This window comes from Streptomyces sp. NPDC005805, from assembly GCF_040630445.1.
GTDB lineage: Bacteria > Actinomycetota > Actinomycetes > Streptomycetales > Streptomycetaceae > Streptomyces.
Window position 1 is genome coordinate 39838 of sequence record NZ_JBEXXN010000005.1, and the last position, 22853, is coordinate 62690.

General features: G+C 71.9%; 24 protein-coding genes. 9 read left to right on the top strand and 15 right to left on the bottom strand.

What is annotated here, in order from left to right; genetic code table 11:
- Positions 1–417 carry a DUF4307 domain-containing protein gene (locus ABZ457_RS04705; protein WP_359153843.1) on the top strand — a complete coding sequence of 139 codons (417 nt, stop codon included), beginning with the start codon at positions 1–3 and terminating at the stop codon, positions 415–417.
- A 221-nt stretch (positions 418–638) separates the two neighbouring features.
- Positions 639–1136: a transcription elongation factor GreA gene (gene greA / locus ABZ457_RS04710; protein ID WP_018847259.1), complete on the top strand. Its 498-nt coding sequence runs from the start codon at positions 639–641 to the stop codon at positions 1134–1136.
- Positions 1137–1246: 110 nt separating this feature from the next.
- On the opposite strand, the gene ABZ457_RS04715 is transcribed toward greA, so the two are convergent.
- The 3 genes from ABZ457_RS04715 to ilvA all read right to left on the bottom strand — a co-directional run bounded on the left by ABZ457_RS04715 (position 1247) and on the right by ilvA (position 4633).
- A complete protein-coding gene (locus ABZ457_RS04715) occupies positions 1247–2107 on the bottom strand; it encodes an ABC transporter permease (RefSeq protein WP_359153846.1) in 861 nt (286 codons plus the stop codon).
- Entirely contained in the window at positions 2104–3132 is a 1029-nt protein-coding gene (locus tag ABZ457_RS04720) for an ATP-binding cassette domain-containing protein (RefSeq protein WP_359153848.1), read from the bottom strand. The genes ABZ457_RS04715 and ABZ457_RS04720 overlap by 4 nt, the downstream gene beginning before the upstream one ends.
- A 268-nt stretch (positions 3133–3400) precedes the next feature.
- Positions 3401–4633, bottom strand: a complete 1233-nt coding sequence (gene ilvA, locus ABZ457_RS04725; RefSeq protein ID WP_359153850.1) for a threonine ammonia-lyase — start codon at positions 4631–4633, stop codon at positions 3401–3403.
- Positions 4634–4877: 244 nt separating this feature from the next.
- Here ilvA and ABZ457_RS04730 point away from each other — a divergent pair, with 244 nt between their 5' ends.
- The 4 genes from ABZ457_RS04730 (at position 4878) to ABZ457_RS04745 (ending at position 6667) form a co-directional block, all read left to right on the top strand.
- Positions 4878–5408, top strand: coding sequence for a MarR family transcriptional regulator (locus ABZ457_RS04730; protein ID WP_359153852.1), 531 nt, complete (start codon positions 4878–4880; stop codon positions 5406–5408).
- A 188-nt stretch (positions 5409–5596) separates the two neighbouring features.
- The gene (locus ABZ457_RS04735; protein ID WP_359153854.1) at positions 5597–6085 is read left to right on the top strand and encodes a sigma factor-like helix-turn-helix DNA-binding protein; all 489 of its coding nucleotides are present in this window, start codon (positions 5597–5599) and stop codon (positions 6083–6085) included.
- A 40-nt stretch (positions 6086–6125) separates the two neighbouring features.
- Positions 6126–6377: a hypothetical protein gene (locus ABZ457_RS04740; RefSeq protein ID WP_359153856.1), complete on the top strand. Its 252-nt coding sequence runs from the start codon at positions 6126–6128 to the stop codon at positions 6375–6377.
- A 98-nt stretch (positions 6378–6475) separates the two neighbouring features.
- Entirely contained in the window at positions 6476–6667 is a 192-nt protein-coding gene (locus ABZ457_RS04745) for a DUF1059 domain-containing protein (RefSeq protein ID WP_359153858.1), read from the top strand.
- A gap of 87 nt (positions 6668–6754) precedes the next feature.
- On the opposite strand, the gene ABZ457_RS04750 is transcribed toward ABZ457_RS04745, so the two are convergent.
- Positions 6755–7909 carry a cystathionine gamma-synthase gene (locus tag ABZ457_RS04750; protein ID WP_359153861.1) on the bottom strand — a complete coding sequence of 385 codons (1155 nt, stop codon included), beginning with the start codon at positions 7907–7909 and terminating at the stop codon, positions 6755–6757.
- A 273-nt stretch (positions 7910–8182) separates the two neighbouring features.
- Here ABZ457_RS04750 and ABZ457_RS04755 point away from each other — a divergent pair, with 273 nt between their 5' ends.
- Positions 8183–9286: a hypothetical protein gene (locus tag ABZ457_RS04755; protein WP_359153863.1), complete on the top strand. Its 1104-nt coding sequence runs from the start codon at positions 8183–8185 to the stop codon at positions 9284–9286.
- Positions 9287–9331: 45 nt separating this feature from the next.
- Here the strand turns inward: ABZ457_RS04755 and msrA are convergent, their stop codons facing one another.
- Positions 9332–9844 (bottom strand): peptide-methionine (S)-S-oxide reductase MsrA, encoded by a 513-nt coding sequence (msrA, locus tag ABZ457_RS04760; protein WP_359153865.1) that lies wholly within the window; start codon positions 9842–9844, stop codon positions 9332–9334.
- A 249-nt stretch (positions 9845–10093) separates the two neighbouring features.
- Between msrA and ABZ457_RS04765 the strand changes: the two genes are divergently transcribed.
- Entirely contained in the window at positions 10094–10477 is a 384-nt protein-coding gene (locus ABZ457_RS04765) for a VOC family protein (RefSeq protein ID WP_359153867.1), read from the top strand.
- A 51-nt stretch (positions 10478–10528) separates the two neighbouring features.
- Here ABZ457_RS04765 and ABZ457_RS04770 read toward each other — a convergent pair whose 3' ends face one another.
- Both ABZ457_RS04770 and ABZ457_RS04775 read right to left on the bottom strand, forming a co-directional pair.
- Positions 10529–10885 (bottom strand): DUF1330 domain-containing protein, encoded by a 357-nt coding sequence (locus ABZ457_RS04770; protein ID WP_359153869.1) that lies wholly within the window; start codon positions 10883–10885, stop codon positions 10529–10531.
- A 207-nt stretch (positions 10886–11092) separates the two neighbouring features.
- Positions 11093–12145, bottom strand: coding sequence for an NAD(P)-dependent alcohol dehydrogenase (locus tag ABZ457_RS04775; RefSeq protein ID WP_359153871.1), 1053 nt, complete (start codon positions 12143–12145; stop codon positions 11093–11095).
- Between the two features lie 127 nt (positions 12146–12272).
- Here ABZ457_RS04775 and ABZ457_RS04780 point away from each other — a divergent pair, with 127 nt between their 5' ends.
- Positions 12273–13139: a helix-turn-helix transcriptional regulator gene (locus ABZ457_RS04780; protein WP_359153873.1), complete on the top strand. Its 867-nt coding sequence runs from the start codon at positions 12273–12275 to the stop codon at positions 13137–13139.
- 68 nt (positions 13140–13207) lie between these two features.
- Here the strand turns inward: ABZ457_RS04780 and ABZ457_RS04785 are convergent, their stop codons facing one another.
- From ABZ457_RS04785 to ABZ457_RS04820, 8 genes are all read right to left on the bottom strand, one after another.
- Entirely contained in the window at positions 13208–14032 is an 825-nt protein-coding gene (locus ABZ457_RS04785) for a hypothetical protein (RefSeq protein ID WP_359153875.1), read from the bottom strand.
- 70 nt (positions 14033–14102) lie between these two features.
- Positions 14103–15239: a peptidase M23 gene (locus tag ABZ457_RS04790; RefSeq protein ID WP_359153877.1), complete on the bottom strand. Its 1137-nt coding sequence runs from the start codon at positions 15237–15239 to the stop codon at positions 14103–14105.
- Between the two features lie 2 nt (positions 15240–15241).
- Complete coding sequence (locus ABZ457_RS04795) at positions 15242–16039, bottom strand: hypothetical protein (protein WP_359153879.1); 798 nt, start codon at positions 16037–16039, stop codon at positions 15242–15244.
- A gap of 97 nt (positions 16040–16136) precedes the next feature.
- Positions 16137–18185 (bottom strand): hypothetical protein, encoded by a 2049-nt coding sequence (locus tag ABZ457_RS04800; RefSeq protein WP_359153881.1) that lies wholly within the window; start codon positions 18183–18185, stop codon positions 16137–16139.
- 37 nt (positions 18186–18222) lie between these two features.
- Positions 18223–20793 carry an ATP-binding protein gene (locus tag ABZ457_RS04805; RefSeq protein WP_359153883.1) on the bottom strand — a complete coding sequence of 857 codons (2571 nt, stop codon included), beginning with the start codon at positions 20791–20793 and terminating at the stop codon, positions 18223–18225.
- Positions 20790–21371: a hypothetical protein gene (locus ABZ457_RS04810; protein WP_359153885.1), complete on the bottom strand. Its 582-nt coding sequence runs from the start codon at positions 21369–21371 to the stop codon at positions 20790–20792. The genes ABZ457_RS04805 and ABZ457_RS04810 overlap by 4 nt, the downstream gene beginning before the upstream one ends.
- On the bottom strand, positions 21371–21619 hold the full coding sequence (locus tag ABZ457_RS04815; RefSeq protein WP_359153887.1) for a hypothetical protein: 249 nt from the start codon (positions 21617–21619) through the stop codon (positions 21371–21373). Before ABZ457_RS04815 ends, ABZ457_RS04810 begins: the two co-directional genes overlap by 1 nt.
- A gap of 58 nt (positions 21620–21677) precedes the next feature.
- Positions 21678–22553 (bottom strand): conjugal transfer protein, encoded by an 876-nt coding sequence (locus ABZ457_RS04820; RefSeq protein WP_359153889.1) that lies wholly within the window; start codon positions 22551–22553, stop codon positions 21678–21680.
- Positions 22554–22853 lie beyond the last annotated feature (300 nt).

Genomic DNA, 22853 nt, shown 5'->3' on the forward strand with positions numbered 1-22853 from the left:
ATGGCGGCGGTGCGCGAGGTACGCGAGGGGCTTCCGCACGGGCGCTACGGGCGCTCGGCGGACGAGCGCGCGGACCGCAGGCTGCGCGTGATCGGCGCCTTCCTCGGCGCGGGCCTGGTCGCCATGGTGGGCTGGTTCGGCTACGACTACATCACCGGCCAGACGATCAGCGCCGAGATGATCAAGTTCGACATCGTCGAGGGCGAGAAGACGGTCCAGGCGCACCTGGAGATCCGCAAGGACGCCGGCGCCACGGGCACCTGCACCGTGCGGGCCCTCGCGGAGGACGGCGGCGAGGTCGGCCGGCTGGACGCCCGGATCGAGGACGCGGACAGCGCCCGGATCGACCGGGTCTTCACGATCCGCACCACGCGCGAGGCGACCAGCGCCGAGCTGATGGGCTGCACGGCCACCTGACCCGGCCCGGGCCCAGCCCCCGGGCCCGGTCCGTACCGGGGCCCGGCCGCGCACCGGACCATGCGCCGGAACGCGCTGACCAGCGGCGTTCCCGACGAGGTGGGATATGTCCTCCCCCTTTCGCCCCGAAATTGTTAGGCTCGTGGTTTCGCCCATCCAGGAAGGACCATCCTTCTGGGTAGGGCGATGCTTTGTATTCCCAGTACCTACGAGGAGCACCTGTGACCCAGACCAGCGAGAACGTCACCTGGCTCACCCAGGAGGCGTACAACCAGCTCAAGGCCGAGCTGGAGTACCTGTCTGGTCCCGCGCGCACCGAGATCGCGAAGAAGATCGAGGCGGCGCGTGAGGAAGGGGACCTGCGGGAGAACGGCGGGTACCACGCGGCCAAGGAGGAGCAGGGCAAGCAGGAGCTCCGAGTGCGCCAGCTCACCCAGCTCCTGGACAACGCGAAGGTCGGCGAGGCCCCCGCGGACGACGGCATCGTCGAGCCCGGCATGGTCGTGACGATCGCCTTCGACGGTGACGAGAACGACACCCTGACCTTCCTGATGGCCTCCCGCGAGTACGCGAGCTCGGACATCGAGACCTACTCGCCGCAGTCGCCGCTCGGCACCGGCGTGAACGGCAAGAAGGTCGGCGACGACGCCGAGTACGAGCTGCCGAACGGCCGGAAGGCCATGGTCAGGATCCTGGCCGCCAAGCCGTACAGCGCCTGACCCGACACGCACGGACACAAGAGGGCCCCGGCGGGGATCCGGATTCCGGATCCCCGCCGGGGCCCTCCGCTTGCCGGGACCGGCCGCCGTGCAGGCGGGCCGTCAGCCCGTCACGCCGTCGCCGAGCGGTACTTGCGCACCGCCAGGGTCCGGAAGACCACGATGATCAGCACGGACCACAGGATCGAGGCCAGCACCGGGTTCTGCATGGGCCAGGCGTCCGGGGTCGGATAGCCCGGCGGCAGGTTGCCGAAGAGTTCGCGGGCCGCCTGGACGGTCGCGCTGAACGGGTTCCACTCGGCGATGTGCCGCAGGAAGGTCGGCATGTTCTCCGAGGGCACGAACGCGTTGGAGATGAACGTCAGCGGGAACAGCCAGATCAGGCCGCCCGAGGTCGCCGCCTCCGGCGTCCGGACCGAGAGGCCGATCAGCGCGCCGATCCAGGAGAACGCGTACCCCAGCAGCAGAAGCAGGGCGAAGCCGGCCACGACCTTGGCCGCGTTCTCGTGGGTGCGCCAGCCGACGAGGAGGGCGACGCCCGCGAGGACGACCAGGGTGAGCGCCGTCTGCACCAGGTCGGCCAGGGTCCGGCCGGTGAGCACCGCGCCGCGCGCCATCGGCAGTGAGCGGAAGCGGTCGATCAGGCCCTTGTGCATGTCGTCGGCGATGCCCGCGCCCGCTCCGGCGGTCGCGAAGGTGACCGTCTGGGCGAAGATGCCCGCCATCAGGAACTCGCGGTAGGCGGCCGGGGACAGGCTGCCGCCGACCGAGATCGAGCCGCCGAAGACATAGCTGAACAGCACCACGAACATGACCGGCTGGATGATCCCGAAAATGATCATCTCGGGGATCCGGGTCATGCGGATGATGTTCCGCTTGGCCACGACCAGGGAGTCGTTGAAGGACTGGATGATGCCGCCGCGCGGGCGGGGCGCCGCGACCGGGGCGGCGGTGTCGGTGGTGGCGCTCACTTGGCGCTCTCCTTCCGGGGCGCGTCGCCCTCTGCGCTGCCGCCGTTCCCGCCGTCGCCCCCGCTGCCGCCGTTCTCGTCGGCAACCTCGGCCGCATGGCCGGTGAGGGAGATGAACACGTCGTCCAGGGTGGGACGGCGCAGGCCGATGTCGTCGATCTCGATGCCGCGCGCGTCCAGGTCGCGGATGACCTCGGCGAGCAGCTTGGCGCCGCCGGTGACGGGGACGGTCAGCTTCCGGGTGTGCTCGACGACGCTGACCTCGCCCTTGCCGTAGGTGGTGAGGATCTGGCGGGCGGCGGCGATCTCCTCGGGCCGGTGGACGACCACCTCCACGCACTCGCCGCCGGTGCGGGCCTTGAGCTGGTCGGAGGTGCCGCGGGCGATGACCTTGCCGTGGTCGACGACGCAGATGTCGTCGGCGAGGTGGTCGGCCTCCTCCAGGTACTGGGTGGTGAGCAGCAGGGTGGTGCCGCCGCGCACGAGTTCCTGGATGACGTCCCACAACTGCTGCCGGTTGCGCGGGTCGAGGCCGGTGGTCGGCTCGTCCATGAACATCACGGGCGGCGAGACGACCAGGGCGGCGGCGAGGTCGAGACGGCGGCGCATACCGCCGGAGTACGTCTTGGCGGGGCGGTCGGCCGCGTCGGCGAGGTTGAAGCGCTCCAGCAGCCGCCCCGCGCGGGTCTTCGCGTCGCGGGCGGACATCTGGTAGAGCTGCCCGACCATCTGAAGGTTCTCGCGGCCGGTCAGGTACTCGTCGACCGCGGCGAACTGCCCGGAGAGGCCGATGGACCGGCGGACCTCGTTCGGATGCTTGAGCACGTCGATGCCGGCGACCCGCGCCGTGCCGCTGTCCGGCTGGAGCAGGGTGGTCAGCACCCGCACGGTGGTGGTCTTGCCGGCGCCGTTCGGACCGAGAAGTCCGAGGACCGTGCCTTCGGGGACGTCGAGATCGACGCCGTCCAGAGCCCTGACGTCGCCGAAGGTCTTGACCAGACCTTCGGCGTAGATGGCGCCTGGCATAAGAGGTCTCCCAAGGTGACAGGGGATGGGCTTGCGCGTAACGGGCGGAGCTTGCGGATGAGGCGGCTTGCGGGGAACGGGCCGCTGGAAAGCTTAGGGAACGGGACGAACCGGTACCCCGCGAACCGGCCGACCGAACAGGAGTCCGACCGTACGGGCACACCGGCGGCCGACCTCCCCACCCGAAAGTATCGCGATGTATCGCGACTCACAAGCGGTTTCCACCAGATGCTCCGAGCGTCCGGTGGGGCCGCGTACGGGGCCCTGCTCAGCCGTCCAGCACCGTGTACCCCGCGGCCCGCAGCTCCGCCGCCACCTGCTCGCAGTGCTCCGGCCCCTTCGTCTCCAGTTGCAGCTCCACCTCCGCCTCCGTCAGCCCGAGCCTCGGGTCGGTGCGCACATGGCTCACGTCCAGGACGTTGGCGTCCGCCGCCGAGAGGGTCCCCAGCAGCGCCGCGAGCGCCCCCGGCCGGTCGGTGAGCCGCAGCTTGAGCGACAGGTACCGCCCGGCCGCGGCCATCCCGTGCCGCAGGATCCGCTGCATCAGCAGCGGGTCCACATTGCCGCCGGACAGCAGCGCGACCACCGGCCCGTCGAACGCGTCCGGCTCGCTCAGCAGCGCCGCCACCGTGCTGGCACCCGCCGGTTCGACGACCAGCTTGGCCCGTTCCAGGCACAGCAGCAGGGCGCTGGAGAGCGCGTCCTCGGAGACCGTACGGACCTCGTCCACGAGATCGCCAATGATTTTGAAGGGCACGTCCCCGGGCCGTCCGACCTTGATCCCGTCGGCCATCGTCGCGGGGCTGCGGACCGTCACCGGGCGCCCGGCCGCCAGCGACGGCGGATACGCGGCCGCCCCCTCCGCCTGCACGCCGATCACCTTCACGTCCGGCCGCAGCGCCTTCACCGCCACCGCGATACCCGCCGCGAGACCGCCGCCGCCCATGCCGACGAGGATCGTCCGCACCTCCGGGCACTGCTCCAGGATCTCCAGGCCGAGGGTGCCCTGGCCCGCGATGATGTCCGGGTGGTCGAAGGGGTGGATGAACACCGCCCCGGTCTCCCGCGCGTACTCCTGGGCCTGCTCCAGGGTCTCGTCGACGACCTGGCCCACCAGGCGCACGTCCGCGCCGTACTCCCGGGTGGCGGCCACCTTCGGCAGCGGCGCCCCGACCGGCATGAACACCGTGGAACGCACACCGAGGAGCGAGGAGGCGAGCGCCACCCCCTGCGCATGGTTGCCCGCGGAGGCGGCGACGACCCCGGCGGCCCGCTCCTCGGGGGTGAGGCAGGAGATCCGCACATACGCCCCGCGCAGCTTGAACGAGCCGGTGCGCTGGAGGTTCTCGCACTTGAGGTGGACGGGCGAGCCCACCAGCCGGGACAGGTGGCGGCTGCCCTCCATGGGCGTCATCCGGGCGACGCCGGCGAGCATCTTCTGCGCTCCCCGGACGTCGTCGAGGATGACCGGGCAGGCGGCCTGGGGCAGGCGGAAGTTCATGCGCCAAGTCTCGCAGCCGGGGCCCGTCGGCGGGCCGCCGTCCGCATACCGGGCGCCCCCGCGATGGGCCCGGTGATCCCCCGAGACCGCCGCCGTGACCACCCCCGCGAGGGCCCTGACCGGCCTCCGGACCGGCCCGCGATACCGGGTGCACCGGATTGGGCAGCACGCCTCCGCGCGGGGGCACGGCCGCGTACTCTTGTCCCCCACCAGCCGACCACCGCACGAGAGAGCCCCCGCAGCCATGCCCACTTCCCAGGACATGACGGACCTCGGTCCCGGCCTCCTCGACGCCCTCCAGCACCAGGTGGCCGTCTTCGCGCGACGTGCCGAGCAGACCCGCCTCGGCGGGGTCGGCCAGGTCCGCAACTCCATGGACCGTGCCGCGTACCTCCTGCTCAACCGCCTCGACCAGGAAGGGCCGATGGGCGTCAAGGCGCTGGCCGCCGGGATGGGCATCGACTCCTCCACGGTGACCCGCCAGGTCGCGCCGCTCGTCGACACCGGCCTGGTCAAGCGCACCTCCCACCCGGAGGACGGCCGCGCGGTCGTCCTCCAGCTCTCGCCGCGCGGACAGGCCCGCCTCGACGAGGTGCGCGCCTCGCGGCGGGAGCTGATGCGCCAGATCACGGAGGGCTGGTCGCCGGAGGAGCGGGAGGCGTTCTGCACGCTGCTGACCCGCTTCAACGGCGCGCTCTCGGCACGGCAGGCGGGCCAGCCGCCGGCCGAGGCGGAGGCCCCGGAGGCCGGCCCGGAGCCCCCTCCGGTCTCCTGAACCCCGCACGGCGCCGGGGCGGGGTCCGGGGCCGACCCGGGCCGGGGGCCCGAACCCCGGCCGGGGCCGAACCCGGGCCGGGGAGACCGAGGATCGTCCGGGCGGTGTCCGGGCCCGGACCGGCCCCGGGTGTTCCCGGATGTGCCGACCCCTTGACCCCGGCACCGGCCTGGGCCCTATATGAGGACGTGAGCCAACGGCACTCCGTCCGGGACCGCCGCCGCGCCCAGGAGTTCGACGCCTTCGTTGCGGGCGCGGCCGCGCGGCTGCTCCATGTCGCCACCCTGCTCACGGCCGAGCCGCCCACGGCCAACCCGCTCGCCCAGCGGCTCCTCACCACCGCCCTCGCCCGCACCTACGCCGACTGGGACCGGCTGCGCGGCGAGGACCCGTACGACCGCACCCGCCAGGAGCTGGCCGCGCGCTTCGCCCGCGGCGCCTGGCGCCACCACCGGGGCCCGGGCGGCGGGGTCCTGGAACGCCTCACCCCGCAGGAACGGCTGGTGCTGGTCCTCCTCGTCTACGACGGGGTCGCCGAGGAGCAGGCCGCGGCCTTTCTCGGCATCCCGGCGGAACGCGTCCGCGCGATCTGCACCCGGGCCGTCTCCGCGATGCGCCACGGCCCGGCGACGCCGCCCGGGCGGCGTCCCGGCTCCCGTCTGGAGGCCGCGCCATGAGCGGGACCGCCGGCAACGGGATCCGCGGGAGGGCCGCCCCATGAGCGGCACCGACCGCAAGGAGGGCGAGGTCCGCCGCATGATGGAGGGCCGGCCGCCGACCGTCCCCCAGGACCTCGCCGTACGCGCCGCCGCCCGCGGCGACCGCCTTCTGCGCCGCCACCGCGTCCTCCGCCTGGCCGGCTGGCTCCTCCTGTCCGCCGCGCTGCTCGCCCTGCTGGTGTGGGCCCTGGTCGCGGAACCCTGGCTTCCGCCGCCGACCCGGACGACCCCGCCGATGGAGGGCGTCTAGGACCCGGGGCGGTCCGGGGCCGCGGGCTCCGCCCGGTCGGCGGATCTACCCTGGAGACCTGGAGGAAGCGGCACCGCACCCTGCCCGAGGAGGCCGCCATGACCAGGAAAGTCGCCGACTGCCGCAGAACGCCGAGCGTCGCCGGATGCACCCTCACGATCACGGGTGAGGAGGAGGAAGTCGTCCGGGCGGCGGCCGAGCACGCCGTCTCCGTGCACCAGCACACCGACGGGCCCGAACTGCGCCAGATGATCAGGGAGTCCTTGGAGGACGAGAAGGTCCCCGCCTGACCACGGGATGTGCGAAGGGCCCGTCCGCCGGCGCGGTGCGCGGGCGGACGGGCCCGGGAGCCACCGGCCGGGGGCCGGCGAACAAGGTCAGCCGAGGGCCTGGCGCAGGTCCGCCAGCAGGTCGTCGACCGCCTCGATGCCGACCGAGAGACGCACCAGGTCCGCCGGGACCTCCAGCGCGGAGCCGACGACGGAGGCGTGCGTCATCCGGCCCGGGTGCTCGATCAGGGACTCGACGCCGCCGAGGGACTCGCCCAGCGTGAACAGCTTGGCCCGGTCGCACACCTCGACCGCCGCGGCCTCGCCGCCCTGGACGCGGAACGAGACCATGCCGCCGAAGGACTTCATCTGCTTGGCCGCGATCTCGTGGCCGGGGTGCTCGGGCAGGCCCGGGTAGAGGACCTGCGTCACCTTCGGGTGCGTGGTCAGCATCTCCGCGACCCGGGTCGCGTTCTCGCTGTGGCGGTCCATGCGCACCGGCAGCGTCTTGATGCCGCGCAGCACCAGCCACGCGTCGAACGGACCGGCGACGGCGCCCATCGCGTTCTGGTGGTACGCCAGTTCCTCGCCCAGCTCCGCGTCGGCCGCGATCAGCGCACCGCCGACGACGTCCGAGTGGCCGCCCATGTACTTGGTGAGCGAGTGCACGACCACGTCCGCGCCGAGCGCGATGGGCTGCTGGAGGTAGGGGCTCGCGAAGGTGTTGTCCACGACGAGCTTGGCACCGGCGGAGCGGGCCACGTCCGCGACGGCGGCGATGTCCGTGATCCCGAGCAGCGGGTTGGACGGGGTCTCGACCCAGATCACCTTGGTGCGGTCGGTGACCGCGGCGCGCACCGCCGCCGGGTCCGAGGTGTCCGCGACGGAGAACTCCACACCCCAGCGCGCCACGACCTTGGCGAACAGGCGGAAGGTGCCGCCGTACGCGTCGTTCGGGATGACCACGTGGTCGCCGGGCGCCAGCAGCGTGCGCAGCAGGCAGTCCTCGGCGGCCAGACCCGAGGCGAAGGCGAGACCGCGCCGGCCGCCCTCGATCGCCGCGAGGTTCTCCTCCAGCGCGGTACGGGTCGGGTTGGCGCTGCGGCTGTACTCGTAGCCGCCGCGCAGACCGCCCACGCCGTCCTGCTTGTACGTGGACACCTGGTAGATGGGCGGGACGACCGCGCCGGTCAGCGGGTCGGCGGTGTTGCCCGCGTGGATCGCGCGGGTCTCGAAGCTGTGCAAGGTGTGCTCGTCGCTCATGAGGCCCGAGCGTAGTCCTGTGACGGGCCGGGTGCGGACCACACATGCCCGCACCACATATACGCGCACCACACATGCCCGGAGGACATGTCTCTCGATCACATATCCGCGGACCGCATGGGCCCGGACCACGCGTGCCGCGACCACACGTCCCCAGACCACGCGTGCCCAGACCACACGTGCCCAGACCACACATGCCGCGACCACACGTGCCGCGACCACAGGGGGGACCTGCCCGGTCGGGGGACGGCGGGCGTCCGGGACAATGGGGCCATGGAGATTCTCTGGTTCCTGATCGCGCTGTGCATGCTCGCCGCGGTCGTCGGCCCGTTCATGCTGCGCCGCCGCTCGGGCATCCGGCTCGCCGCGCCCGGTTCGCCCGACGCCGCCGACCCCGACACCTACGGCTTCGTGCGCCAGGAACAGCTGGACGTCCGCCTGCCGGGCCCCGACCAGGACCTCCTCGACGTGCTCGACGTCGTCCAGCGCACCCAGGACTGGCGGGCCGCCTCGCAACTCCTCGCCGGGACGCCCAAGGAGAGCGAGACCCGCTGGCAGCGGGTGCAGGCGTTCGCGGGCGCCGCGTCCCTCGAACTCCAGCAGCAGCCCGGCACCGGCGGGGCGTGGCTGCGCGCCTGGCGCTCCGAGTCCCCGAAGGACGCGGGCGGTGCGCAGGTGCACGCCGAGTTCCTCGTCCAGCAGGCGTGGCGGACGGCCGCCGCGGGGACGGACGAGTTCCGGATCATCCTGCAGGAGGCCCGGTCCGTCTGCGCCCAGGCCGCGCTGCTGGCGCCCGGCGACCCCGTCCCGTACATCGTCGACCTGGCCGTCGCCCGTGGACTCGGCGACTCCCACGAGCAGTTCGACCAGCTCTGGGCCAAGGTCATCGACCGGGCGCCCGGTCACATGGGCGCGCACCTCGCGGCGCTGCACTACCTCTGCGAGAAGTGGCACGGCTCCCGCGAGGAGGCCGACCACTTCGCGACGACCGCCGCTGCCCGCGCCCCGCAGGGCTCCCTGCTCGCCGCGCTGCCGCTGTTCGCGGTGTACGAGCACCTGCCCGAGGTCAACCTGGTCAGCGGCTTCTACCAGAGCGCGGTCGTCACCAAGGCCGTCGAGGGCGCGCTGTACGCGGTCCACTCCGCCCGCGCGGACGACCCGATGCTCGCCCACGTCCGGCACCTGCTGATCCTCTTCCTGGTGCGCGGCGAGCGCTGGGCGGAGGCCATGAACCAGCTCGTCTACGTGGACGGGCACGTCGGCGCCCTGCCGTGGACGCACAACGGCGACCCGGCGGCCGAGTACACGGTCTACCGGGCGCTCGCGGTGGCGGGTTACGAGGCGAACGGCGGCAGCCCGGCGACGCTGCGGGGCTGAGCCACCCCGCCGCCCCCGCCCCGCGGCCGGCCTGTGAGCCCCCGCTCAGCCCTCCGCGCGGGCCGGCAGCCGCCAACCCGGGCGCGGGAAGTGGCAGGTGTACCCGTCCGGGTACCGCTCCAGGTAGTCCTGGTGCTCCGGCTCCGCCTCCCAGAAGGGACCGACCGGCTCGACCTCGGTGACGACCGGGCCGGGCCACAGCCCTGAGGCGTCCACGTCGGCGATCGTGTCCACGGCGACCCGCTTCTGCTCGTCGTCCACGTAGTAGATCGCCGAGCGGTAGCTGAGGCCGATGTCGTTGCCCTGGCGGTTCCTGGTCGTCGGGTCGTGGATCTGGAAGAAGAACTCCAGGATCTCACGGAAGCTCGTCCGCTCGGGGTCGAAGAGGATCTCGATGGCCTCCGCGTGCGTGCCGTGGTTGCGGTACGTCGCGTTCTCCACGTCGCCGCCCGTGTAGCCGACGCGCGTCGCCGTCACTCCCGGAAGCCGCCGGACCAGGTCCTGCATCCCCCAGAAGCACCCGCCCGCCAGCACGGCCCTCTGCGTCTGCGCCGCCATTGCAGCCTCCTCCTTCGTCGTACCCGTACATGTCGTCCATGCCGGCTCGTTCGTCCGGGCGTCCGTCCCGGGGGCGCGCACGCCACCCGGACCCCTGCCCACTTCCTGAACGCCCGAGGGGTCCCGGCGATTCCGGCGGCGGCCGGGGGTGACGTGCGGTACGCGTACCGGAACACGGACCGGGGCGCCCGAGCCCGGCCCGGACGGCGCTCCCGCCCGACTGTCAGTGGCATGTGTCACCCTCGGTGAATGATCGACCACGTATCGGTACAGGTGACGGACACGGCGGCGAGCGCCGCCTTCTACGACCGGGTGCTGGCCACTCTCGGCGGCACGCGGCTCTTCGAGCGGGAGGAGGGGACGGTGATCGGGTACGGGAAGGACTTCCCGACGTTCTGGATCGGGCCGGCGGTGACGGGCGGGGCGGCCCGGGAGGCGCATCTCGCCTTCTCGGCGCCGGACCGGGCGGCCGTGCGCGCCTTCTTCGACGCGGCGGTGGAAGCGGGCGCCGAGGTGCTGCACGAGCCGAGAGTGTGGCCGGAGTACCACCCGGCGTACTACGGCGCGTTCGTGCGGGATCCGGACGGCAACAACGTGGAGGCGGTGTGCCATGCGCCGGAGGGAGCGGGGTGAGGGCCCCGGCCGGGCCGGCGCGGGCCCGGCCGGGGGGCGGGTTCGACGGGCTCAGGCCGCCGCCGTGCCCTGGACCTGCCGCAGGTGCGCGGCCGTCCCGGCCGCGTCGTAGCCGGGGCCCACGCCCTCGACGAGGACGATGTCCCCCGGCATATGGCGGGTGCGCAGGGGGATCAGGGCCCGGTAGGCGTCGGAGGCGTACCACGCGCGGGCCTCGCGCAGACCGGGGAAGGCGACGATCACCAGTGCGCCGGGCCAGTCGCCCTCCACGACCTCGACGTTCGCGCCGTGCACGAGGAAGCGCCCGCCGTAGGGCTCCATGGTGGCCTGGATGCGCTCCATGTAGTCGAAGACCTCGTCGTCGAGACGGGCCGGGGGCTGCAGATGGGCGACGGCGTACGCGGTCATGGCGGGTCCTCCCGGTCGGGGCGGGGCGGCGGTGGGCCCGGGGTTCCGGGCACACCGCGATCGTGCCGGGCGGGGCGGGCGCCCGTCGATTACCTCCCGGGTCATGGCCGGGGGTCTTCGACGGGCGGGCGCGCGTACCGGTGCCGCCTCCGCCTGCCGCCCTGCCGTCGGTCTCCGGATCGTCAGGTCGTCGCCGTGTCGATCTCGTCAGATCGTCGCCGTGTCGATCACGAACCGGTACCGCACATCGCTGGCCAGCACCCGCTCGTACGCCTCGTTGATCTCGTCGGCCCGGATCACCTCGATCTCCGCGCCCAGGCCGTGCTCGGCGCAGAAGTCGAGCATCTCCTGGGTCTCCGGGAGGCCGCCGATACCGGACCCGGCGAGGGTCTTGCGGCCGCCGATGACGGAGAACAGGTTCAGCGAGACCGGCTCCTCCGGGGCGCCGACGTTCACGAAGGCCCCGTCCGTGCGCAGCAGACCGAGGTAGCGGTCGAGCGGCAGCGGCGCGGAGACCGTGGAGACGATCAGGTCGAAGGTGCCCGCGAGCTGTTCGAAGGTGGCGTCGTCGGAGGTCGCGTAGTAGTGGTCGGCGCCGAGCTTCAGGCCGTCGTCCTTCTTGCGGAGCGACTGCGATAGCACGGTCACCTCGGCGCCGAGCGCGTGCGCGATCTTGACGCCCATGTGGCCGAGGCCGCCGAGCCCGACGATCGCCACCTTCTTGCCGGGGCCGGCCTGCCAGTGGCGCAGCGGCGAGTACAGCGTGATGCCCGCGCACAGCAGCGGGGCCGCCTCGTCGAGGGCGATGCCCTCGGGGATGCGGACGGTGAAGCGCTCGTCGACGACGATACGGGTCGAGTAGCCGCCGTAGGTGGGCTCGCCGTTCTTGTCGAGGGCGTTGTACGTGCCGACGCTGCCACCGGTGCAGTACTGCTCCAGACCGGCCCGGCAGTTGTCGCAGTCGCGGCAGGAGTCGACGAGGCAGCCGACGCCCACCCGGTCACCGGCCTTGAACCGGGTGACGCCCGGGCCGACCTCGGTGACGATCCCGGCGATCTCGTGGCCGGGGACCATCGGGTAGATGCCGGTGCCCCAGCCGTCACGGGCCTGGTGGATGTCGGAGTGGCAGATGCCCGCGAACTTGATGTCGATCAGTACGTCGTGTTCGCCGACGGCCCGGCGCGGGATCGTGGTGCGCTCCAGCGGGGCGCCCGCGGCGGGGGCTGCGTAGGCGGGGACGGTGGATACGTTCGTGGTCATGGCGTCGAGCCTGCCTGGTCACGGCGGAGCCACCCAGCCCTCTGCCGTGCCTACGTCCGCCGTGCCTACCACTGGCAGGGTCAGGCTCGTCCGGCGGGCCGTCCCGGGGGTGGCCAATACTTGAGGGATGGACCAGCGTGTCGAACTCAGCGAATTCCTCCGGTCCCGGCGGGCCCGGCTGAAGCCGGAGGACGTCGGGCTGCCCGACTTCGGCCGCCACCGCCGCGTCCCGGGGCTGCGCCGGGAGGAGCTGGCGCAGCTGGCGGGGGTGTCGGTGGCGTACTACACACGGCTGGAGCAGGGGAACGGGCAGAACGTGTCCACCGAGGTGCTGGACTCGATCGCGCGGGCGCTGCGGCTGTCGGACACCGAGCACGCGCATCTGACGCATCTGGCCAAGCCCAAGGCGAAGAAGAAGCGGGGCGCGGTGCACCGGACGCAGAAGGTGCGGCCGCAGCTCCAGCAGCTGATCGACACCATGGACCAGGCCCCGGCGCTGTTCCTGGGGCGGCGCCTGGAGATCCTGGCGTGGAACCGCATGGCCCGCGTCCTGTTCGGCGACTTCGCCGCGATGGAGCCGGCGGAGCGGAACATGGCCCGGCTGGTGTTCCTGGACCCGAACTCCCGCGCGCTGTACCTGGACTGGGAGTGCAAGGCGATCGAGGTGGTGAGCGTCCTGCGGCTGTGCGCGGGCTGCTACCCGGACGACCCGCGACTCTCCTCCCTGGTCGGCGAGTTGTCCGTGAAGAGTGAGGAGTTCCGCTCCCTGTGGGCGGCCCACACCGTGCAGGAGAAGGGCCACGGCGTGAAGCGCCTGCACCACCCCCTGGTGGGCGAACTGTCCCTCGCCTACGAGACCCTGCGCCTCCCCGACGACCACGACCTCTCCCTCGTCACCTACCACGCCGAACCCGGCACCCGCTCCGCCGAGTCCCTCCGCCTGCTGGCGGGCTGGGGCGTCGACGAGATCCCGGCGGACGCGGGCACGGCGTGAGGCGTGGGGCCCGTCCGGGGTGAGCCGGCCGGACTGCTGCTCGACGGCTCGCTCCGTGTCCAGCCGGTTCAACCGGTCGTTTCGTCCGCGAGCCGCTCGGTGAGTGTCCGCAGCCGGCGTTCCGTCCATCCGATCGGCCGGCGGTCGTCCCCGGCCGCCGCGTGCCACATCTCCAGCACATGCCGGCCGATCTCGAGCGCGGCTGCCGGATCGGCCACCTCTTTCCAACTGGCGTGGGCGTTCCGGGCCGCCTTCTGGACCACGGCGTGGGGCGCCCCGGCCGCTGCCAGCCGGCGGGCCGTGTGCGCGTACAGAAGAGCCGCCCTGCGGTGGTCGTGAGCGAGCAGGGCGAAGTACGCCTCGTTGAGCTGGGAGTTCAGCGTGGCGGGATGACCGGAACCGTAGCGGTGGGTGAGTTCACCGACCAGTTCGGTGGCGAGGGCACCGGCCGTGCGCAGATCGCCCCGCTGCGCGGCCTCCATGATCCAGTCCCACAGCGGGGTGTACTCCGCCGGCAGGGGGGCGTCCCAGTCGACGGCCGGCCGGACCTCGGGCGCGGCCGCGACCGGCGCGACGAACTGCGGAGAGGCGGGCGGCGACGTGGGCACGGAGGCCGCGGGCTCCGGACGGGGGTGCGGGTCGGACAGCGGCGTCACCGCGCCGTCCACGTCCACGATCAGCGCCCAGGCCGACCCGTCCGGCTCCTTGGCCGTGACCCGTACGGGGCGGCCGAGGAACGCGGCCTTGATCCGTACCTCCGCGAGCCCCGCCACTCGGGGGTCGCCGTCGGCCGGCACGGCCTCGCCGTTGACGCTGACACTGCCGTCGGCCCCCAGGAGGATGGTGAGCACGGGCGTCAGCGGTACGGTCGAGGGGTCTGCGATGACAGGCACGGTGATCAGTTCCTCCCCCGGATGACGCGCCGGCTCACACCTCGGAGCCTACGGGGTGACCGCGTCATGATCATCCTCCCTTGGGATAATAGGGAGGCGACCACCCGAGATACTCGGCCCCCCATTTGGTCTCGGGATCGGTCGCGGGCACGACGTCGATGTACCCCGCGCGCTTGATGTCGTTACTGGCGATCTTTCCGTCCCCGACGTAGACGGCCACATGGCCGGCGCGACTGCCGGTGTCCCAGTACATCAGCGCTCCCGGCGGCGGATTGCGGTCGCGGTCGTGCCGCATGGAGGCGGGCATGACCTTCTGGTAGTGGTCGATGGCGTACGGAGTGCCGGAGAAGCCCCAGCCGTACGAACGGGCAGTGAACGCCAGACACATGCGCAGCCAGTCGGGCCCGCCGTTCACCTCCCTCTTCGCCCAGGCGATCGCGTCCGCGGTCGAGCGGGGGTTCTTCACCTGGGCGGGCCAGGAGGCGTTGCCGTCGTGGAAGGGCTCACCGGGCTTGCCGGGCGTTCCGCCGCCGTCGGTGCAGGAGGAGCCGCCGTCGATCACCGGTGCGGTGCTGCTCCCGGATTCGCCGGACCGCCCGAGGTCGATGCCGGCCTTCCGGGCGATGGTGCGGGCCTGGCCCTCGCGGGGTGCGTACAGCGCCGGGAACGCCGACACCTGAACGGTCTGCGCGACGACGCCGAGCGGCTTGACCTGCCAGTCCTTGACGTCGACCAGACCGCGCGGATGCCCCGCTCCCCGTCCTCCGAAGAAGGCGTTGGCCGAGTACTCGGGGTTCATGATCTGCTGCACCGTGCCCCAACCGGCCGAAGGCCGCTGCTGGAAGAGCCCTACCGAGTCGCGGTCGCCGTAGTCGATGTTCCGCAGGCCGGACTCCTGAAGCGCCGTCATGAGGGCTATGAGTGTGGCGCGGCCGGGCAGCTTCCGCTTCGCGGCGACCCCGTCGATGATCTTGGCGTTGGTGATCTGGTCCTGGCTGGGAGGCAGCCCGGTGTCCCCGATGTCGCCCACATCGGCGTTGCCCGGGCAGTTGCTGCCCTCCCCCGCCGCGGACTCGCCGCTTCCGGAGAACGACCCCAGGAGCACGAGGGCGATCAGGAAGACGACGGAGCCCACCGCACCGACTTTGAGGCCCATGGCGCGGCCGGCCACCCCGGCGGCCGCGTTCAGAACTGCTTGACCCTTCACCGCTAGACCAGATCCAGGATCCGGCCCACGAGCCAGCCCTTTTCGGTGTAGACGAGTTCCAGGTGCAGCTTGCGGACCTCCGTGACGGTCTCCCACTCCTCGACGACGATCGAGGCACTCACCTCGCGGAACGCCCGCACCTTGGGGATGTCGACCGGCAGTTCGTCACCCGCCTCGGCCACATCGACCTTCTTGACCGTGGCCACTCCGCCCTGGATGACGAGGCGCTGGTACGCCGGGTCGGGGTGAGCGATCAGGTTCTGCGTCAGACTCTTGGTCATCCACGGCTCCGCCCGCTCGACGGACGCCCGGGGTCCCTGGTCCTTCACCGGATCACGCGTGAGGTAGGCCTTGATGAAGGCGGCGGCGACCGTGTCGGGCCGCGACAGGTCCGCAGCCGTCTCCGAGGGCGACGCAGAAGCGGGCGGCTGCTGCCCTTTCCCGTCAGGGGAGCCGGGCGCGGTGTCCGCGGCCGTCGGGCTCGCCGACACCCGGTTCGCGGGCTGTGCCCGGTCGTCCGTGTCCCTGGGGAAGAGCCACATGCCGAGCGCGCCGACGGCCAGCAGCACCACGGCCAGGAGGATGATCCCGCCGGGCGTGGCGGGTTCCTTCTCCCGCAGGCCCCGCACGTAGGCGCGGCGGGCTTCCCGGTCGGCCGCGCGCCACTCCTTGCGCGCACTGCGGCGCGCCTTCCGCCCGGCGTTCGCCGGGGTGAGGTCGTCGGGGTAGTCGTACTGCGCGTTGAGCATCTGCCTCCAAGCCTCGGGCTCGGGCGGCTCCTGCCGACGCTTCTTCTCCACCGATGTGCCTTTCCGCTCTGGTGATGTGCCTGTGGGCGGGCCGACGGCCGGGACGGACGGATCTCATTCCGATCCGCCCCGGCCGCCGGCTGTCCCGCTACCGGCCGCGGCCGGTGCGCTGCTGCTCACCGGAAGGCCGCGGCCGGCCTCCTCGCTGCACGGGCACCGCCCGGGAGGGGGACGACGGCTCGGGGCGGCGGTTCGGCTGGAGCTTGCGGAAGTTGAAGTCCCCCGTGCCGGCGGGCCGTCGGCGCGGCCGTACCGGCTGCTGCCCCGCCTGACCCCGGCGGTCCGCTCGTTGCAGTCGGGCACGCTGACGGTCCTGCATGGCGTCCAACGACGAGCTCTGCCGCTGCGGCGGCGCGGTCCTGCCGTGGCGCTGTCCGGGGCGGTCGCCCGGCGCCTTCTCCGCCGCGGACTTCCCGTACTTGCCGCCTGCTCCCGCGCGGCCCGCCGTACCGACCGGCTGGGTGCCGTCGCGCCCCGCGACCCGTCCGGGGCCCTGCCCGACGTCCTTTCCGACGTCCTGGCCCGCCGCTCCGCCGCCCGGGGCGGTGGTGCGGTCGGTCGGCAGAGGTGGCGGGGTGCTGCTGCGGAAGCGGCCGCCGCGCGTCACCGCACCCGCCGCCGACTCGCCGCCGCCGTCGGAACCGGCTTCCGAACCGGACTTCCTGTTCCGCCAGTTGGCGTACGCACCCTGCATCCTGCCGATGCCGTTGCCCGTCGCCATACCGGCCCGGAACGGCGCCTTGGCGCCGAAGGCCGCCGCCTTTCCGGCAAGCGCACCGGCCTTGGCCGTGGCGAGGCCGGCGATACCGGCCTCGGAGCTGAGTCCGCTCATCGAGCCGACGATCGTCTCGACGAGCCGGCGGAACTTGAACGCCACGATGGCGGCGGTGATCGAGAGACCGGAGGCCACCAGCCAGCCGAGTTTCTCCGCCGACTGCGTGCAGACCACCGTGATGATCATGACGCAACTGAGGACCAGGGTGGCGATGAAGGACTGCAGCACCATGCCGAGAAGCGCGTCGAACCACTTGACGCCCCACTGTCTCGGCCGGCCGGGAATGACCCACAGACAGGCGAAGATCACCCCGGATATCAGCAGCATCAACGCGCCCAGCAGCGAGGCGATCGAGGCGAAGGCCAGCATCAGGGCGAGTACCGCGTAGATGACCACGGCGACGATCCCCAGGATCAGCACCATCATCCGGCCGGCCGGAGTCTGGCCCTGACGCCAGTCGACCGACTTCTCACCGACGAAGGTCCCCTTGTCGCTGCCCCCGTCGTCGTGGACGTTCTCGTGCAGGAACTTCTTTCTGTCACCCCCGTCCTTGGCGACGTTGAGCAGATTCTCGCCTTCCTTCCGGCAGACCTCCAGACTGCCGAACTCCGCCACACACCAGGGCGTCGCCACATAGGTCCGCCATACGGCGTCGCCCGCCTTGCGGGTGACGTTCGTCCGCGCGTCACCCTTGAACGTCGGTTCGTGGGACAGCTCGATCGGATAGGCACCGGGCTCGCCGATCCCGGCGTTGGCCACGCTGAACGACACGTCCGAGCCGATGTTGCGGACCGAGTTGATGCCGTCGACCCAGACACCGGGACTCGTCAGCAGGGACATCGAGAAGACCGACGCGGCCACCAGCCAGCCCACCTGGGACATCTGCGACCCCTGGGCCTTGCGGTGGTTCCCGTAGGCGACGAGTGCTCCGATGACGAGGCAGGCCGGAAGCACCGTGGGGATCAGGGTGTTGGCGGCGCCGGAGATCGCCTTCTCGATCGGATCGGTGAGGTCGGTGACCGACGCGCCCTGGATCGCCCACTGGGTGATGACCACGCACGCACGGCCGATCAGGACGATGATGCCCATCAGCACCTGGTTGAGCAGATGCTGGAGGTAGAGGCCGTTGCCCTCCCACTCGGTGACGCCCGTCTCGATGTCCGAATCGAGTGTCCAGACGCTGAGATCCGTGGAGTAGGTCTCGTACAGGGTCGTCGCGTTGCCCCCGGGCTCGGCGTTCTCCGGAATCAGGCCCCCGACTCCCACTGGGGGAATGGGTTCGGCCGCGTAGGCCACGTTCGCCGTGACCGCCATGGTGGCCAGCAGTCCGAGGACCGGAATCGCGATGGTGCGCAGCCTCATCGGTCCCGTCCTTCGCGGACGCCGCCAGGAACGCCGCTCATGCCAGTGCCTCCTGTGCCAGGTCCGTCCCCGGATCCGATGCCTTCTCCTCCTGCGGTCCGGCGCCGAACCTGCTGATCTTCGGTGTCGTGCTGAGCAGTTGCAGCAGATCGCCGCTCGGGATGTCGAACTGTGTGGTGGCGCAGGAGAACCGGCGGTCGCGGGTGATGCAGTGGCCGTGCCGGATCTCGCCGTCGGGCTGGAGACCGATGGCCTGGATCAGCCGGCGGGTGTGCTCGTCGTCCGGCAGTCCGAGGAGCGCGGCGAGCGCGCTCTGCTGCTGGGGTGTGGTGAGCTGGAAACCGAAGACCGTGGTCAACTGCTCGACCAGACCGGTGAGGCCCGCCAGGGTCTCCGGGTCCTGGGTGTCGACGACCAGGGCAGTCGACAGGGCGCGGCCGACCCGGGCGATGTACTGGAGGAACGCGCTGCCCTCGCGTGTCGCCGTGAGCACATGCACCTCGGGGACCGCCACGACCTTGCGCAGGCCGCGCAGGTCCTTCCGGCCGGCCGTGGTGACGGCGTAGGCGATCATGGAGTGCATCAGGGCGACGGACAGGCGCTGGGTGACGTTCCAGTCCTCGCGGTCGCTGTCGGCGTCCGGCAGCGACAGTCCGGGCATCTGGACCACCCACAGGCCGGGCTTGGGCACGAGCATCGGCTCGCCCGACGGCCGCCCCATGAAGGGTGCGCCGACACCGGTGAGGGACAGCTCGTAGAGCGCCTCGCCGGTCTCCTGCGCGAGCGGGTCGTCACTGGTCCTCAGGCGCTGGATCACCTTCCAGGTGGCCGGGTCCCCCTCGGCCACGACCTGGTTGACGGCCTTCTGGATCGGGGTCTCGGCGCCACGGGCACGCAGATGGGACGGCAGGGCGATGCCCAGCTGGGCCGGCACCTCCACCTGCGCCCGCTCGTCCTCCCCCAGCATGCCGAAGAGGTCGGCGACGCCCGCGTAGTGCGTGCCGGTCTGGACGAGGTGGGAGTTGAGGCCGAAGGACTGCGCGGCCGTGACGAGTCCGCCGATGTCGCCCTTGAAGTCGAGGGCCAGCACGAACGCCTCGCGGAAGCCGGCGTCGAGCAGGCTCAGCATCATGCCGGTGGTCTTGCCGCGGCCGGAGCGGCCGATGAACGCGGTGGTGGTCGCGTCGCCGCGTTCGGAGCCGGCGGTGAGGTCGTTGCGGACGACACCCGGGGTGGAACCGGTGAGGTAGCCGATGATGGGACCGTTGTCGTCCCCGACCTGCGCGCCGCCCCAGAACCAGGAGCCCGCGAAGGCGTCCACCGTGCGGGTGTGCCCCAGGTCCGAGACCCGGACCAGGTCTCCGGCCTGGGCCTCGATCCACAACTCGCGCTGCTCGTCGGTGCCGACGACGACCTCGATGCCTATGCCGCCGTAGTAGGAGACGACCGCGTCGACCCTGGCCCGCAAGTCCTCCAGGCTCAGCTCACTGGTGACGACGAGCCGCGGGTGGTCCTCGATGAGGGTGACGTCGTCCCGCTTCATGTCCCGGGCGAGCTCGGCCATCACCTGCTCGGTTTCCTCGATCTCGCGTCCGGCCTCGCCCGCGGAGTGCTTGGCGGCCGACTGGCGCTGCTCCTTCGCCAGCCTCCGGACCTCGTCGATGGTCTTGAGGGCGTCCCGCTTGTGCATCACCTCGAAGCGGACGGAGACCTCGGGGTTCACCGGGACGACGGGTATCTGCCCGTAGTCCTGGAAGGTGTCGTCGTCGTTCTCGGGGATGTAGGTGATCTCCGAGACGGCCCGGAGCCACTCCCCGCTGCCGGGGCTCTCCATCTCCTCCGGGAATCCGGTGAGGGCGAGCACGGAGACCCAGGCGGTGGGCTCGCCCCGGCCGTCCAGTATCTGGAGGTGGTCGGAGTGGGGCATGACGCGGCCCTGCGTAAGCTGGACGAGCTTGGCGCCCGAGATGGCTCCGTCGCCGTTGGGCGCGGGGACCGGCGCGCTGCGGTGCTGCTCGCGGGCGATCATCCAGCCGAGCATCTCCACCGTGGCGGGTTGCGCCCGCCAGGGGGTGCTCTCCAGTTGCCGGCCCAGGCGGCGGGTGAGCGCGTCCAGGCGCGCGAGTTCCTTGTACGAGACGGCGCGGGTGCCGAGGCCGAGCGCCTCCTGGAAGCCGGCCCGGCTCTTCGCCTTGGTCTGGTTGTTGCGTTCGGCGATCCGCACGCCCAGCAGCAGGTGCCGGGTGGGCAGTTCGAGCATGTCCAGGCGGTCGACGCGCAGCTGGGTCCACTCCCGGTGGTGTCCCGCGGAGAAGAGCTGCTCGGACTCGTCCACGTAGTCGGACGCGTTGAGCGGGGACCACAGCACCTTGAGGTGGCAGTCGTAGCCGGCCAGGGTGCGCGCCAGGACCGAGCCGATCACGTCCTGTTCGGCGTCGCGGGCCGGCTCCGCCATGAGGTCGGTGTTGGAACCGGAGAGCACGAACCATGCCTCCGCGACCGTGTCCGTGATGACGAGGCCGTCCGCGATGGCCTCGTAGCGGGGTGGCGGGAGCGCCCGCTCGGGGCCGAGGCCCATGAAGCGTCCGAGTGCCTTGGTGAGCTTCACGCCTTCGCCTTCCTACTGGGTCGCGACGTCTTCTTGTCGGTGAGGCCGGCTCTTTCCCGTGCCCGCCACACCCGGTCGGGCCCGTACATCCGGGCTCGGCCGTCCAGCCGGATGGCGGAGGCCGTGGGTTCACGCCTGCTGCCGCTGAGCAGCGGCTCCAGTCCGCCGAAGCCCGGGAGGTCGAGCAGCTGGTCGACGCGTTCGCCCCAGCGGGCCCGCACCGGAATCCACTCCGAGCGTTCGGCGGCCCGGCGGCCGCCGTTGATGATGGGCCGGTGTCCACTCGTGACGTAGCGCCAGGTGAGGGCCCAGCAGGTGAGGTTGCGGCGCCGGTCGACCCGGCGGTTCCGCTGGGCGCCCAGCACGGCGATGATCAGAGGCGGCAGCATGTACACCGAGAACGTGTACTTGGACGGTGCGCCGAAGATGAGCACGAGGCCGCCGCACCACGTCGCGAAAAGGGCCACGCCGAGGATCAGGGTCCGCCGCGGGACGCCCTCCCCCAGGTCCAGACCCATCAGCTCGTGCTGGCGCGTCTCCAGGTCGAAATGGCGCGTGAACGTGTAGCCCTTGCGCATCAGGCTCCTGCGACCTTCTCCCAGATCCCCCGGAAGAGGCCGATGGCGACGTTGGGCGCGTACACGATGCCGGCGATCACGACCGCGGCCATGAGGTGGCCGATCAGTTCGCCCCACTCCCGCTTGGCGTAGTAGCCGATGCCTCGGACGGCCAGGATGACGATGAAGATGTTGCCTGCGATCAGCAGGACCCAGTCCTTGAGCTCCGCGCCGTCCGTCAACGGAGCCGCAATTTCTATCATGGACATGCCACAACCCTTTCCTAGCGTCTGTTCGGGGTGAGTCCGCCGGACCCGTGAGGAAGTTTCAGTACGCCCCGCCGTGGAGGCCCGAGACCTGCCAGCGCCCCGCTTCGGCCGAGGCCACCCGCGTGATGCTCACGCGATACGTCTGGGAGACGGTTCCGCCGGCCGTGCTCCAGGTGACGACGGCGGTCCCTGTCCGGTCGTCCCCCTTGCCGAGGTCCACGACCCAGCTGCTCACCGCGGTGAGCTCATAGCCCTTGGGCAGGGCCGGGATCCGCACACCGGGAGCGGCGACCGCCGACGGGTCCCCGTCGGCGTACTGCTTGAAGAACTGCTCCACGACGTCCATGGACTGCGTGGACATCGCCGGGTCGGGCTCCGGCGCGTCGACGGGCTCCGGGTCACCCGGCGGGGCGAGCGCGACGACACCGGGCGCACCGGTCACGGCGATCCGCTCGCCCACCCGGGCCACCGGCACGTCCAGTCCGATCCACTGCGGCTGCGGCTTGGCCTTCGGGTCGGCTCTGCCCGCGACGAGGGCCTCGACGCGAACCCGCGCCCGGCCGTCCTCGAGCACCGTCACACCACCCGGATACAACTGGACGACCCGCTGTCTGCCCTTGCCGTCCCAGCCGAGCCGGGCCTCGACACCGGGCACCAGATCAAGGGCGAGGGCGCTCTCCCGCTCCGAGGCGGAGTCCTCACTCCACGTCAGATAGGCACGGGCGAACCGGGATGCCACCGCCTGGGCCTCGGCCTCGGCATAGCGAGGTGGCGCCTGCACGACCGGGGCCGGAGCCTTCCCGGGGGTGTTGGGGATGAACCACGAGCGGACGCCCGTGACCGCCGCGAGCACGATGACCGTCCACAGCACACCCCGGCCGAACCGCCTCGCGAACCTGGCCCCGCTGCCCTCCTCCTGCACGTTCCACGGCACGCCGGCGGCAGACCTGGCCCCGGGGCCACGACCCGCGGCACCGGACGCGGCAGAGCCCGCGTCCCCCCGGCCGACCGGGCCGGTGGCCGGTTCCAGCCGCCTGGACGCCTCCACCCACGGATTGGACCGATCCCCGCCCGCGGTGTCCGCCGGCAGGCCCTGCCGGCCGCCTCCGGACGTGCCGGATCTCTCCTGACTGTCCGACTGTTGCCCGGTTTGCTCAGGCAGATTCAAAATGACACGAATAGCCTTGGGCAGCGCCCTCATGCTCTTCCCCGTACCCCGTTGATCATCCTACGG

What these genes read in the sequence shown, in the direction of transcription:
- ABZ457_RS04705 (WP_359153843.1), top strand. Translation starts at nt 1, where the DNA reads ATGGCGGCGGTGCGCGAGGTACGCGAGGGGCTTCCGCACGGGCGCTAC.
- ABZ457_RS04720 (WP_359153848.1), bottom strand. Translation starts at nt 3,132, where the DNA reads ATGCCAGGCGCCATCTACGCCGAAGGTCTGGTCAAGACCTTCGGCGAC.
- ilvA (WP_359153850.1), bottom strand. Translation starts at nt 4,633, where the DNA reads ATGAACTTCCGCCTGCCCCAGGCCGCCTGCCCGGTCATCCTCGACGAC.
- ABZ457_RS04730 (WP_359153852.1), top strand. Translation starts at nt 4,878, where the DNA reads ATGCCCACTTCCCAGGACATGACGGACCTCGGTCCCGGCCTCCTCGAC.
- ABZ457_RS04740 (WP_359153856.1), top strand. Translation starts at nt 6,126, where the DNA reads ATGAGCGGCACCGACCGCAAGGAGGGCGAGGTCCGCCGCATGATGGAG.
- ABZ457_RS04745 (WP_359153858.1), top strand. Translation starts at nt 6,476, where the DNA reads ATGACCAGGAAAGTCGCCGACTGCCGCAGAACGCCGAGCGTCGCCGGA.
- ABZ457_RS04750 (WP_359153861.1), bottom strand. Translation starts at nt 7,909, where the DNA reads ATGAGCGACGAGCACACCTTGCACAGCTTCGAGACCCGCGCGATCCAC.
- ABZ457_RS04755 (WP_359153863.1), top strand. Translation starts at nt 8,183, where the DNA reads ATGGAGATTCTCTGGTTCCTGATCGCGCTGTGCATGCTCGCCGCGGTC.
- msrA (WP_359153865.1), bottom strand. Translation starts at nt 9,844, where the DNA reads ATGGCGGCGCAGACGCAGAGGGCCGTGCTGGCGGGCGGGTGCTTCTGG.
- ABZ457_RS04765 (WP_359153867.1), top strand. Translation starts at nt 10,094, where the DNA reads ATGATCGACCACGTATCGGTACAGGTGACGGACACGGCGGCGAGCGCC.
- ABZ457_RS04770 (WP_359153869.1), bottom strand. Translation starts at nt 10,885, where the DNA reads ATGACCGCGTACGCCGTCGCCCATCTGCAGCCCCCGGCCCGTCTCGAC.
- ABZ457_RS04775 (WP_359153871.1), bottom strand. Translation starts at nt 12,145, where the DNA reads ATGACCACGAACGTATCCACCGTCCCCGCCTACGCAGCCCCCGCCGCG.
- ABZ457_RS04780 (WP_359153873.1), top strand. Translation starts at nt 12,273, where the DNA reads ATGGACCAGCGTGTCGAACTCAGCGAATTCCTCCGGTCCCGGCGGGCC.
- ABZ457_RS04800 (WP_359153881.1), bottom strand. Translation starts at nt 18,185, where the DNA reads ATGAGGCTGCGCACCATCGCGATTCCGGTCCTCGGACTGCTGGCCACC.
- ABZ457_RS04810 (WP_359153885.1), bottom strand. Translation starts at nt 21,371, where the DNA reads ATGCGCAAGGGCTACACGTTCACGCGCCATTTCGACCTGGAGACGCGC.
- ABZ457_RS04815 (WP_359153887.1), bottom strand. Translation starts at nt 21,619, where the DNA reads ATGTCCATGATAGAAATTGCGGCTCCGTTGACGGACGGCGCGGAGCTC.